Annotated in this window: 7 protein-coding genes; 3 read left to right on the top strand and 4 right to left on the bottom strand. The window is 71.6% G+C overall.

Going from position 1 to position 12,855, the window contains the following annotated elements; all coding sequences use genetic code 11:
- Nucleotides 1–20: 20 nt before the first annotated feature.
- Nucleotides 21–1,616, top strand: a complete 1,596-nt coding sequence (locus Asi02nite_RS07970) for an MDR family MFS transporter (protein WP_203711523.1) — start codon at nt 21–23, stop codon at nt 1,614–1,616.
- A 184-nt stretch (nt 1,617–1,800) separates the two neighbouring features.
- On the opposite strand, the gene Asi02nite_RS07965 is transcribed toward Asi02nite_RS07970, so the two are convergent.
- The 4 genes from Asi02nite_RS07965 to Asi02nite_RS07950 all read right to left on the bottom strand — a co-directional run bounded on the left by Asi02nite_RS07965 (nt 1,801) and on the right by Asi02nite_RS07950 (nt 7,646).
- Nucleotides 1,801–3,804 carry an FAD-dependent oxidoreductase gene (locus tag Asi02nite_RS07965; protein WP_203711522.1) on the bottom strand — a complete coding sequence of 668 codons (2,004 nt, stop codon included), beginning with the start codon at nt 3,802–3,804 and terminating at the stop codon, nt 1,801–1,803.
- 63 nt (nt 3,805–3,867) lie between these two features.
- On the bottom strand, nt 3,868–4,263 hold the full coding sequence (locus tag Asi02nite_RS07960; protein WP_203711521.1) for a TOBE domain-containing protein: 396 nt from the start codon (nt 4,261–4,263) through the stop codon (nt 3,868–3,870).
- 66 nt (nt 4,264–4,329) lie between these two features.
- Nucleotides 4,330–5,925: an ABC-F family ATP-binding cassette domain-containing protein gene (locus Asi02nite_RS07955; RefSeq protein ID WP_203711622.1), complete on the bottom strand. Its 1,596-nt coding sequence runs from the start codon at nt 5,923–5,925 to the stop codon at nt 4,330–4,332.
- Nucleotides 5,926–6,056: 131 nt separating this feature from the next.
- Nucleotides 6,057–7,646 (bottom strand): citrate/2-methylcitrate synthase, encoded by a 1,590-nt coding sequence (locus Asi02nite_RS07950; protein WP_203711520.1) that lies wholly within the window; start codon nt 7,644–7,646, stop codon nt 6,057–6,059.
- Between the two features lie 76 nt (nt 7,647–7,722).
- On the opposite strand from Asi02nite_RS07950, the gene Asi02nite_RS07945 reads away from it, so the two are divergent.
- The gene (locus Asi02nite_RS07945; protein WP_203711519.1) at nt 7,723–8,946 is read left to right on the top strand and encodes a LeuA family protein; all 1,224 of its coding nucleotides are present in this window, start codon (nt 7,723–7,725) and stop codon (nt 8,944–8,946) included.
- Between the two features lie 38 nt (nt 8,947–8,984).
- Complete coding sequence (locus Asi02nite_RS07940) at nt 8,985–12,842, top strand: AAA family ATPase (protein ID WP_203711518.1); 3,858 nt, start codon at nt 8,985–8,987, stop codon at nt 12,840–12,842.
- Nucleotides 12,843–12,855 lie beyond the last annotated feature (13 nt).

Raw genomic sequence — 12,855 nt, 5'->3', positions numbered from 1 at the left:
CCCTCCAGTAAGGACACTTGATGACCACCGACGTCACCACCTCGTCCGAACCGAACTCGGCCGAGCCACCGGGTGCCGACAGCGCACCCGCGCGGATGACCCAGCGCGAGGTGCTGCAAGCCCTGTCCGGCCTGATGGTCGGCCTCTTCGTCTCCATCCTCGCGTCGACCATCGTCGGCAACGCGCTGCCGCGCATCATCGCGGACCTCAACGGCAGCCAGTCCGTCTACACCTGGATCGTCACCACGGAACTGCTGGCGATGACCGCCACCGTGCCGCTGTGGGGCAAGATGGCCGACCTTTACAGCCGCAAGCTGCTGATCCAGCTCTCGCTGCTGCTGTTCGTCGTCGGCTCGCTGATCGCCGGCTTCACCCCGAACGTCGAGGTGCTGATCGTCAGCCGCGTCGTCCAGGGCGTCGGCGCCGGCGGCATGACGGCCCTCGCCATGATCGTGATGGCGGCGATGATCCCGCCGCGCGAGCTGGGCCGCTATTCCGGCATCTTCGGCGCCGTCTTCGGCGTGGGTACGATCGCCGGCCCGCTGATCGGTGGCGTGCTCGTCGACACGAGCTGGCTCGGCTGGCGCTGGTGCTTCCTGCTCGGCGTACCCTTCACCCTGCTCTCGATCTTCCTGCTCCAGCGCACGCTGCACCTGCCGGTGGTGCGCCGCAAGGTCCGCATCGACTGGCTCGGCGCCCTGCTCATCACCGCCGGCGTGTCCACTTTGCTCATCTGGTCGACCCTGGCGGGCAGCAAGTTCGCGTGGGCGTCCTGGGAGACTTTCGTCCTGGTCGCCGCGGGCGTGGTGATCCTGGCGCTGGCGGTGTTCGTCGAGTCGCGCGCCCCGGAGCCCATCATCCCGCTGGGCATCTTCCGCAACCGCACCGTGTCGCTGGCGACGGTCGCCTCGATCCTGGTGGGCGTGGCGATGTTCGGCGGCACGGTCTTCCTGGCGCAGTACTTCCAGGTGGCGCTCGGCAAGTCGCCGACGGTGGCTGGGCTGATGAGCCTGCCGCTCATCTTCGGCCTGCTGGTCTCATCCACAGTGGCGGGTCAGCTCATCACGAAGACGGGCCGCTGGAAGGGCTACCTGGTGGCCGGCGCGATCGTCATGACCGCCGGGATGCTGCTGCTCGGCACGATCGGCGCCGACACCAGCGTCGTGATGATCTCGGTCTTCATGGCCGTTCTCGGCATCGGCGTCGGCATGCTGATGCAGAACCTGGTGCTGGCGGCGCAGAACGACGTGCCGGCCAACGAGCTGGGCGCGGCCACGTCGGTGCTGACCTTCTTCCGCAGCATGGGTGGCGCGATCGGCGTCAGCGCCCTGGGCGCGGTGCTGGCGAACAAGGTGACGAGCGGCTTGACGGAAAAGCTCGGCGCCGCGGCGGGCGGCGGCTCGGGCACGGCAGAGGTCCCGGACATCTCGACGCTCCCGGACCCGATCCGCCACATCATCGCGGACGTGTACGGCTCAGCCACGGCGGAGTTGTTCCTGATCGGCGCACCGATCGCCTTCCTGGCGGTGATCGCGGTGCTGTTCATCAAGGAGAAGCCCCTCTCCACGATGACGGGCGACGAACGCCTGGCCGCGGAGACAACCGCCGTCCACTGACGGTCCTGGTCGTGAAGGGGCCTCCGCCGATGCGGCGGGGGCCCCTTCGTTGTGTCGGCCTCGGCCGGGCACACCGGCGCCGGCCAGCGCTCGGAAGGGGTGGGTCGGCCGACCAGGCCGGACAGGATCGGCCGGGCATCCCCCGGACAGGCCGAGTGTCGGCCAGGCAGCCCGGGTGGAACGGTTAAGTCGTCAGCACCCAGCGGGCCGCGTCCGCGATCACGTAGCCGTTGGTGTTCTCCGTGCGGATCAGCACGCTCGCTGCCGTGCCCGCCCCGCATGAATACGAACCCAACGAGACCCACTGCCCGCCGTTCGCGCGCTGGTCGACCACCCGGGTCGTCACGCCGCCGTTGTGGACGATGTCGATCGGGACGTTGCTTGACCGGTTCGGGTCCGCGGTCCAGCGCAGATACACCGCGTACGTGCCCGAGGACGGCAAGCTAGGGCGGAAGCGTAACCGGTTCACCCCCTTCGCCGTGTTGCCGTCATGCTCGTAGTCCGCGCCCCAGTAGCCCCGGATCGACGTGCTGGAGACCCAGGTGCCCGCGCGGGTCACCGACGGGTCGCGGCTGTCGACGATCACCTCGCCCGGGCCCGCCGGCGGCGGCCACTGCAGCAGTTGGCCGTCGGCCAGCAGGCGCGCCCGCAGCGTCGCGTACGGCACCTGCTGGACCGCCGTCGACGCCGACAGCGCCAGCACGGCCGCCGTCGCCGCGGACTGGCCCAGGATCATGAAGACCGGTTCCATCCGGATCGAGCCGTACGCGATGTGGCTCGCCGCCAGGCAGACCGGCACCAGCAGGTTCGCGCACTGGCTCTCGGTCGGCACGATCGACCGATAGCTGATGCCATAGGGCCCCGGCACCCCGATCTGCACGTCACCCTCGTTCTTGACGACGCCGTTGATTACGACCCGCTGGCAGTTGTGCGAGTCCATTGTGTAGCTTGCAAGCCCGACGGGATCCGGCACCGGCTCCTGGCCGCGGCAGTTGCGTTCGGTCATCACATGAGCTGACACCATCCGCCGGGCCTCGCGCACGTACAACTGCGGCGGCCAGCCGCCCGTGGAGACGAACTCGTCCGCCGCCAGGCCCCAGGACGCGGTCGACGTGCGCACGGCTGCCGGCAGCCGCGGATCGTTGGCCAGGAACCACATCAAACCCTGCTGGTACGCGCGATGGTCGGCGACCATGCTCTCCCGCGCCGCGTACGACGCCGTCGGATAGCCGTAGTTGGCCCCGATGAAGTCGGTCGAGAAGGCCCCGTTGTTGTTGGAGTCGGTCTTGCCGCCGCCGACACCGTGCGTCGTGAAGAACGGCCCGTTCCACCCCGCCTGCACATAACGCAACAGCAACTCGTACGCGATGGGGTCGTATCCCGCCGGTTTCGGGAACGGGATCCGCGAAGCCGCCTGGGTCAGGCACATCCGGAAGTTGTAGGCCTGGATCAACCCGTCACCCGACCCGGCCGGCGCCACGGGTGCCGCCGAGATCCCGGGCAACAACCCCGACGCAGGGCTGCCCGCCACGACATAGGGCGACACCGGGAAGTTGAACTGGTGTCCACTTCGGAGCTGCACACCGTTGATGGTCTCGCCGTAGGTCGCGTTGCTCTCGCGCCCCACCGTCCAGGACACCCCGGCCCGCGCCATCAGATCACCCTCGTACGAGGCGTCGACGAACATCCCGCCCTGGAACGCCTGCCCGTTGTCGCCGACGATCTCCAGCAGCCGGTTGCCCGAGCGGTTGACCGAGGCGATCCGCAGTCCGAAGTAGACCTGCACGCCGGCCTCAGCGAGCATCGCGTCGAACACCGTTCGCGCCACGTGCGGCTCGAACGTGAACCGCGCCGGCGACGTGGGCGTGACCGGCGTTCCCGCGTACGCGGCATGGATCCGCCGATAGAACTCCCCGGCAATGCCCTTGATGGACGCCGCCGTGCCGCTGTCGGTCTGCCCGAGCCCACCGGTCGTCAGCCCGCCCAGATGTGTCGACGGCTCCAGCACCACGGCCGTGCGGCCCATCCGGCGCGCCTGGATCGCGGCGACCAGGCCACCCGAGGTGGCCCCGTAGACGACGAGGTCGGCGGAGACCAGTGGTGCGGCCGCGGATTGCGGGCACAAGCCGCCGCAGAAGACGACGGCACCACCGACCCGCAGGAACGTGCGACGAGAGAACGACGGCATGAGGGACGCTCCTCCCAAACGAAAGGTGAGGTGAGCGCGCCGCCGCTCCTCGTACCGCCGACTCTAACGCCGCACGGCCGCCTTCTCTACTACGACGGTCGTCGATTTGATGACCGCGGTGGCCACCGACCCGACCCGCAGGTCGAGCTCGTCGACCGCCTCCCGGCTCATCAGTGAAACGATCCGGAACGGCCCGGCCTGGATGTCGACCTGGGCCATCACCGCGTCCTTGACCACCGCGGTGACGATGCCGCGCAGCCGGTTGCGGGCCGAGGTGTCGCCGCCCTCCGCCTGCTCGTGCTGCGCCCGCGCGTACGAGGCCAGCTCTGTGCCGTCGATCAGCCGATGCCCGTGCTCGTCGCGCTCGGCGGGCAGCCGTCCGGCGTCGACCCACCGGCGCACGGTGTCCGGGCTGACGCCGAGCAGCTCAGCCGCTTCACTGATCCGAAACCGCACCACCTGACCAGCCTAGGCCCAGCCTCGTGTCCGGGACCGCTCTAGCCGGCCCCGGACACGAAACATCGCCTACGGCACCGATCGCGGCGCGCGGTCGAGCGTGAGCCAGCGAGTGATGCCGAGCGTGCGCAGGAACGTCAGGTCGTGGCTGGCGACCACGAGAGCGCCCTGGTACGCCGCCAACGCCTCACCGAGCTGCCGCGCGCTGGCCAGGTCGAGGTTGTTGGTCGGCTCGTCGAGCAGCAGCAGTTGCGGCGCCGGCTCGGCCAGCAGCAGCGTCGCGAGCGTCGCTCGGAACCGCTCGCCGCCCGAGAGCGTGCCGACCGGACGCTCCGCACGCGCGCCGCGGAACAGGAACCGGGCCAGCCGCGCCCGGATCGCGTTGTCGCCGGCCGCCGGCGCCATGCGGTGCACATTGGCCACGATCGACAGATCGTCGTCGAGTACGTCCAGTCGCTGCGGCAACAACCGCACCGGGACGGCGATGTCGACCTCCCCGGAGCGCGGCGGCACCGTGCCGACGAGTGTGGACAGCAGCGTGGTCTTCCCCGACCCGTTGGCGCCGAGCAGGGCGATCCGCTCGGGGCCGTACACGTCGAGGCTGAGGCGGACGCCGTTGCGCAGCACGGCGTCGCGGACGGTCAGGACCCGGCGCCCAGGGGGTACGGCCGTCGCCGGCAGGTCGATCCGGATGATCGCGTCGTCCCGCACCGCCTCCTCGGCCGTCGCCAGCCGCTCGCGCGCGGACGCGAGCCGTTCCTCGTGCATGCCGCGATGCTTCCCGGCCGAGACCTGCGCCTCGCGCTTGCGCGCGGCCATGATCGCCTTCGGCTCGCGCTTGGTGTCCCACATCTTCTGCCCGTAGCGGAGCCGCCGCGCGAGCTTCACGTGTGCGTCGGCCAACTCTCGCTTCTGCCGCCGCACGTCACCCTCGGCGACCCGCACCGCGCGCTGGGCAGCTTCCTGCTCGACGGCCAGCGCCGCCTCGTACTCGCTGAGCGTGCCGCCGAACAGCCGGGCCGTGCCGTCCCGCAACTCGGCGACCTGGTCGACCAGTTCGAGCAGTTCGCGGTCGTGGCTGACCAGGAGGAGGACCCCGGGCCAGGCGGTCACGGTCGCGTAGAGCCGCTCCCGGGCCGCGCGGTCCAGGTTGTTGGTCGGCTCGTCCAACAGGAGTACGCGCGGTCGCCGTAGCAGTTGGCCGGCCAGGCCGAGCAGGACCGCCTCCCCGCCGGAGAGCGTGCCGACCCGTCGGTCGAGGTCGAGGTGGCCGAGACCGAACCGGTCAAGCTCCGACCGGGCGCGTTCGTCGACGTCCCAGTCGTCGCCGACGGTCGCGTAGTGAACCGGATCAGCGCTGCCCCGCTCGATCGCGGCAAGGGCGCGCCGGGTCGCGGCGATGCCCAGCACGTCGTCGACCGGCCGGGCGGCGTCGAGGGTGAGGTCCTGCGGCAGGTAGGCCAGGGCGCCGTCGACCCGGACGGTGCCGCCGGTCGGCGTCAACTCCCCGGTCAGCAGGCGCAGCAGGGTGGATTTGCCGGAGCCGTTGGCACCGATGAGCGCCGTGCGCCCGGCGCCGACGGTCAGGTCGAGGCCGGTGAACACGGGTTGGCCGTCGGGCCAGATGAAGGTGAGGTCGGAGATGGCCAGGGCGGCCGGGGACAGGGCAGAAGACATAGCGGTCCTCCAGGGTTGTCGGAAAGCGTCGACAACCTCAGATCCGCATCGGCCCTGCCCCTCTCTGTCCGGAGTCCTGAGCGACCACCGTAACGCCGCTCAACCGGTTCGCCAACCAGTTAAGGTCCGACGTAGACCGCCCGCAGCCGCAACGGGGTGCGCTGCTCGTACTCCTCCATCGCGTGTGCCAGCCACCCCGCGATCCGGGCAACCGCGAAGATCGCCTCGCCGGCGCCGGTGGGCAGCCCGGCCGCCCGGGTCAGCGTGGCCAGCGCGAAGTCGACGTTTGGCTCGGGCAGCCGCCGCCGGCGCGCCGCCTCGCGGAGGGCGGCGGCACTGGCCAGCACGGGGTGGTCCGGCGCGGCGGCACTGATCCGGTCAAGCAGGGCACCGGCCCGCCCGTCGCCGGCTTTGTAGACCGCGTGGCCGAACCCGGGAATCCGCTCGCCGCGGCGCAGCCGCAACCCGATGGCGGCGTCGGCCTCGGCCGGATCGGAGACGGCGTCCAGCAACGCCTCGGCGCCTAACGACGCGCCGCCGTGAAGGGCACCGCTGACGGTGGCAAGGCCGGTGACGACCACGGCGTAGGGGTCGGCACGCACGGACGCGGCCACCCGCGCTGCCAGCGTCGAAGCGGCGAGCTCATGGTCGGCGAGCAGCACGAGCGCGGCCCGGATGCTGTCGATGAACCGGTTCTCCGCCCCGAGCCGCGCCGCCAGCCGGGCAGCGATGCTCCCGGACGCGGCGGGGCCCCGCTCGGGCAGACAGTCGACGACGCCGGCGATCACGGCCCGCCCGACATCGACAACGGCGGCGGGATCGAGGTTGCCCCGGAGCGGGTCGGCGGCGGCAAGCGCGGGCACGATCGCCAGGATCCGATCGAGCAGCAACACGTCGGCGGGCAACGCGGCACTCGCCGCCCGCCCGGCCGCCAACGACGCGGCCCCAGCCCGCCACTCCGCCAAATCACCGCCGTCACCCTGCAACACGGTCCCGGCTTGCCACTCAACCGAAGCCGCGTCGGCGGTCTGGGCAGTGGGCGCGTCTGGGGACTCGGGTGGGCCGGCATGGGCGTGGCCGACGATCTGTGGGGTGCGCGCGTCTGAGGACTGGGGTGGGACGGCATGGGCGTGGCCGACGGTCTGTGGGTTGGGTGCGTCTGGGGACTGGGGCGGAGCCGCGTCGGCGTGGCCAACGGTGTGCGGGGTGGAGGCGTTTGATGACTTGGGCGAAGCCGCGTCGGCGTGGCCAATGGTCTGCAGGGTGGGCGCGCCTACGGACTCGCGCGAAGCCGCGTCGGTCTGGCCCGCGGTGTGCGTCGTGGGCACGTCTCGTGACTCGAGCGAATCCCCGTCGACGCCCCGCTGGGCCGTCGCGTCGAATGAACCGGTCCAGAGGCCCACCGCGACCTCCTCGAACGACGCGCTCGCCGCGAGCTCCAGCGCATCCCGCCCCCGATAGAACGGCCGATCACCCCCCAGCGCGGTGATCCGGGACTCGATCACCACCTCGGACGCCCCAGCCGGCCGCCGCGGACGTCCCCGGCGAGCCAGCCGTTCCACCTCCGCCGGGTCGAACAGGCTCTGGCCCGCCGGCGAGCGCCGCCGCGCCAGGACGCCGCGGCTCACATACGCGTACAGCGTGGCTGGCTTCACACCCAGCCGTTCCGCCGCCTCCGCCGCCGTCAGCCAGCCCGTGAGCTGCTCCATCGCGCCTCCGTACCCGAGTCGACGTTGATTTTAATCAACATTGACCCAAAACAACCCGCAGTGTCAACCTGAGGGTATGCCACGCATCCACTTCCTCGATGTCACCAACCGTGACGGTGTCCAGACCGCCCGGACCGGGCTGTCCAAGTTCGGCAAGACGATGGTCAACTTCTACCTGGCCAAGCTCGGCGTAGCGCAGTCCGAGATCGGCTTCCCGTTCCTCTTCCACGAGGTGCCCTACGTCAAGGCACAGGTGGCCCTGGCCGAGGCGGGCGCGTTCGGTGACCTGCGGCTGTCCGGCTGGACCCGCGCCGTCGCCGGCGACGTGGCCGCCTCCGCGCCGCTCGGCCTCAGGCACTTCAACCTGTCGATCTCCACCAGCGACCAGATGCTCCGCAACAAGTTCCGTGGCAAGTTCGACCGGGCCGCCGTCATCGCGGAGATGGTCGCCGCCGTCCGCACCGCCAAGGAGGCCGGTGTCGAGACCGTCGGCGTCAACGCCGAGGACGGCTCGCGCACCGACTTCACCTTCCTCACCGAGTTCGCCCTGGCTGCCAAGGAGGCGGGCGCCGATCGGGTGCGCTACTGCGACACCATCGGTGGCGAAACTCCTGGCCGCATCGGGGAGCGGTTCGCAAAGCTGGCCAGCGCGGTGGGCATGCCCGTCGAGACGCACTGTCACAACGACCTCGGCATGGCGGTGGCCAACTCGGTCGCGGGCGCGCTCGGCGACCTCGAGGCCGGCCAGGACGCCTGGATCAACACCTGCGTCAACGGGATCGGCGAGCGTTCCGGCAACGCCGACCTGGTCTCCACGATTCTCGCGCTGCGCAACGGCTTCGGCGTCGCCGACCGGGTGGAGATCGGCGATCCGCTGGACCTCTCCTGGGCACGCCGGTTCGCCGCCTGGGCCGCGTACGCCTTCGGTCAGCCCTTGCCCATCAACCAACCGGGCGTCGGGCGCAACGCCTTCGCGCACGAGTCGGGCATCCACGCCGACGGAGCGCTCAAGGACCACCGCAACTACGAGTTGTACGACGAGGACGTGCTCGGCCCGAACCCGGACGACTGGCACGCGCACACCGGTCGGGTCGTGCTGACCGGCGAGTACGGCGGCATGGCCGGCTTCCGCCACGTGATGGACGGGCTGGGCATCGAGATCACCGAACCGGATCTGACGTTCAAGCTGGTCCAACTCTGCAACGCCGCGACCGGCCGGCCGCTCACCGACGACGAGTTGCGCCTCATCGCGGCCTATCCGCATCAGCTGGCCCTGCTCTACCCCGGCCTCCTCGCGTAACCGAAAGTGTCGGTGGGTTCCGCTACCGTCTATGAGTCATGGGGACCCGGGTGGGGGAGTCGGTCATCGGGCGGGAGCATCCCGCCGCGGTGCTGCGTGCCGAGATCGACCGGGTGACCGAGAGCCACGGCGGGCTGGTGCTGGTCACCGGCGAGGCCGGGATCGGCAAGACGACGCTCGTGACCGGCGCGGTCGACGAGGCCCGGTCCCGCGGCGTGACGGTGATCGGCGGGCGCTGCTGGGATTCGGAGAGCGCCCCCGGTTACTGGCCGTGGGTCCAGGCGTTGCGCGCGCTGCGCCGGCAGGCGGGGCCCGAGGAGTGGGCCGCCATCCAGGAGGCGGGCGGCGGCGCGCTCGCGGTGCTGCTCGGCAAGACCACGGAAACCGAGGACGAAGCCTTCACCTTGTACGACGGGGTCACCGCGGCGCTGGTCGCGGCGTCCCAGCGGGCACCCGTCATGGTCGTCTTCGACGACCTGCACTGGGCCGACCCGGCCTCGCTGCGGTTGCTCGAGTTCGCGGCCCAGCACACCTGGTTCGAGCGGCTGCTGCTGATCGGCACCTACCGCGACGTCGAGGTCGAGTCGACCGCGCACCCGCTCCAGCCGCTGCTGCTGCCGTTGCAGGGCAAGGCCACGACGGTCACGCTCGCCGGGCTCGAGCCGACCCAGGTCGGCACGTTGATCGAGCGCGTCGCCGGTCGCGCGGCCGGTGACGACGTGGTGGCCGAGGTGCACCGGCGCACCGGCGGCAACCCGTTCTTCGTCGAGCAGACCGCGCGGCTGTGGCGGGCCGACGGTTCGCTGACCGCGATTCCCCCAGGTGTACGCGACGCGGTGCGCCGCCGCCTCGACCTCCTGCCCGGCTCGCTGGTCGAGTTGCTGACGGCCGCGTCGGTGCTCGGGCACGAGTTCCACCGGCAACTGCTGGCCGCCGCCGTGGGTGCCCCGGTGCCCCAGGTCGACCGCCTGCTCGACCAGGCGATCACGGCCCGGCTGGTGGTCGGGCGCGGCGGCGGGCGGTTCGCGTTCGGGCACGACCTGGTCCGCGAGACGCTCTACGACGCGCTCCCCGACGACGCGCGCCGGCGCTGGCACACGGCGGTGGTCATGGCCGTCGACGCGACGCCGACGTTGAGCGCGCGGCTCTTCTCGGCCGACCTGGCCCGGCACGCGTACGCGGCGGGCGACGACGTGCCGCAGGCCCTCGTCGTCGACCACCTGGTCACCGCGGCCCGCGACGCGTCCGGCCGGCTCGCGCCGGAAGAGGCACAGAACCACTTCCGCCGGGCGCTCGAGCGGGCCACCGAAGACCCCGGCCGCCGGGTGAAGATCCACCTTGACTTCGCGATGGAGCTGTTCCACGGCACCGATCGCGACGAGGCCTGGGCCCAGATCATGGCCGCCGCCGACACGGCCCGCGCCCTCGACGCCGCGGTGCTGGCCCGGGTGGCCCTGGTCGCCGAGCGCCATCGCGGCCCCCGCAGCACCCGGGGGCCGGCGATCGAGGCACTGCTCCGCGAGGCCCATTCCAGGTTTGTCGGGGCCGACGGGTCCGAGCTGTCCCGTGAACGCCTGGTCGGCGATCTGATCGCCCGCACCGAGGCCGACGCCCGGGCCAACAACAACGACGAGGCCCTGGCGTTCAGCCTGTGGAGCCGGCATGACTCCATCTGGGGTCTGGGCTCCGCGGGTGAACGCGCCGCGCTGATGGCCGAGATGGAGACCGTAGCCCGCCGGTCCGGCGACTGGCAGACGGCCGCCTTCGCCCTGTCGCTGCGCTGGGTCGCGCTCCTGGAGATCGGCGATCCGGGCTACTACGCGCAGCTCCAGGCGATGCAGGCGATGACCGAACAGCACGACGTCGCGATCGCCCGGATGATGTCGGCGATCGACCGCAGCATCATCGCCACCCTGCGCGGCGACTTCACCGAGGCCGCGCTGCTGCATCGCGAGCTCGCCAGCTTCGTCGACGGCGAGCACGACGAAAACGCCTACATGGGCCAGCACGTCCGCTGGGCGCTGCTGATGCTCCGGGGCAGGTTCACCGAGGCAGCCCGCCTGATCGAGGTACGCGCGGCCGCGCACCCGCCGTATTATCCGCTGGTCACCGCCCTGACCGCGGTCGCCCAGGGCGATCCAGGCCCCGGCTTGCGCCACGTGGCCGAGGTCGACGCGGGCGACCGCACCTACCAGCGCTGGATGGAGCCTTTGTTCCTGCGCCTGGTCGCGGAGTTGGCGGTGCTCACCCGCGACCCGGACCTGTGCGCCCGAGCACGCGCGGCCTTCGAGCCCCACCTGGGCCAATGGCTGGTCTCGCTCTACGGCTGCGACGTGAGCGGCCCGGTCGAGCTCTGGCTGGCCCGCGTCGACGCGGCCGAGGAACGGTGGCCGGAGGCGGAGGCGGGGTTCGAGCGCGCGCTGCGGTCCGCGGACCGGTTGGGTGCTCGGCCGTGGGCGGTGCTGGCCCGCTTGGGCCTGGCCACGACGCTGCTGGCCCGCGGCGAGCCGGCGGCGGGGTTGCTGTCGGAGATCGAGCGCGATGCGACGGACCTCGACATGCCGCATGTGGCTGAGGAGGCACGTGCGCTGGCGACCCGCCACGCGGGCCGCCCGCGCGCATCCGGTGCCCCGCCTGCGAGCAACGCGCCCGCCGGATCGACGGAGGCGCGGACGGCCAGCGGCTCAACGGCGACGAGCGAACCCGGTGCGGGAGGTTCGGCGTGGTCGATGCCCTGGGCCGACACTGACCCGGCGAACTCGGGCCACTTCCGAGCCGGTGGGCCGGGCCGGGCAGATTCTGGCGAGCCCGGTCACGTCGCACCCGGCGGGTCCGGCCAGGCGGCATCCGGTGGGTCTAGTGATGCCGCAACCGGTTGGTCTGGCAGGACCGCACACGTCAGGTCCGGTCATGCCGCATCCGATGGGTCTGGTGACGGCGCACCCGGTTGGTCTGGTGACGGCGCACCCGGTTGGTCTGGTGACACCGCACCCAGTCGGTCTGGCCAGTCCGCGCACGGCGGGTCTGGTCACGCCGCATCCGCCGGGTCGGTTGACGGCGCACCCGGTAGGTCTGGCCAGGCCTCACAAGGTGGATCTGGCGAGGACACCCACGGTGGATCGGGCCAGGCGGCCTACGGCGAGTCTGATTACGCCGCGTCCGGTGGGTTTGATGACCCGGCATCCGTTCGGTCTGGCCCGGCTGCGCACGGCAGGTCCGGTCACGGCGCACCCGGCGGGTCTCGCTACGCCGCACCCGGGGGGTCGAGTCACGCGGCGCGCAGCGGTGCCGCCGTGGACGGGTCGTCAGCCGGCAACTGGGCGCCAACCGGCAGCCAGGTCGCGCTCGCACCGACCGAGTTTCGCCGGGAGGGCGACGTTTGGCGCCTGGCCTACGGGGGCCACGTCGTGCATCTCCCAGACGCCAAGGGCCTACGCGACCTGCACGAGTTGCTCAGCCACCCGGGTGCCGAGATCGCCGCGGTGGTCCTGCTCGACCCCAGCGCGGGTCCCGAGTTGCTTGCGGCCCGCCGGATGGGCGGCGACCCGGTTCTCGACGACGAGGCCAAGGCCCGCTACAAGCGCCGCCTCGGTGAGCTCGACGAGGCGATCGACCTGGCCGCGGACCGCGGCGATGAGGCGAAACTCGCGAAACACGACGCGGAGCGCCGCGCCCTGATCGACGAGCTACGCGCCGCCGCGGGCATGGGCGGCCGCACCCGCATCCTGGGCGACGAAGCGGAACGCGCCCGCAAGACGGTGACCGCCCGAATCCGCGACACGCTACGCAAGATCGACGAACGCCACCCGGACCTGGCCACCCACCTCCGCGAATCCGTCTCCACGGGCGCGACCTGCCGCTACGCCCCGGCCGCCCCGACCGCTTGGCGCTTGTAGGCGCGGTCCTGTC

This window comes from Asanoa siamensis, from assembly GCF_016862555.1.
Lineage (GTDB): Bacteria > Actinomycetota > Actinomycetes > Mycobacteriales > Micromonosporaceae > Asanoa > Asanoa siamensis.
The sequence above is the reverse complement of the archived record's forward strand: the minus strand, read 5'-3'. Positions and strand labels throughout refer to the sequence as shown.

Coding starts and splice junctions, on each gene's coding strand:
- Asi02nite_RS07970 (WP_203711523.1), top strand. CDS start 21: ATGACCACCGACGTCACCACCTCGTCCGAACCGAACTCGGCCGAGCCA.
- Asi02nite_RS07965 (WP_203711522.1), bottom strand. CDS start 3,804: ATGCCGTCGTTCTCTCGTCGCACGTTCCTGCGGGTCGGTGGTGCCGTC.
- Asi02nite_RS07950 (WP_203711520.1), bottom strand. CDS start 7,646: ATGGAGCAGCTCACGGGCTGGCTGACGGCGGCGGAGGCGGCGGAACGG.
- Asi02nite_RS07945 (WP_203711519.1), top strand. CDS start 7,723: ATGCCACGCATCCACTTCCTCGATGTCACCAACCGTGACGGTGTCCAG.
- Asi02nite_RS07940 (WP_203711518.1), top strand. CDS start 8,985: ATGGGGACCCGGGTGGGGGAGTCGGTCATCGGGCGGGAGCATCCCGCC.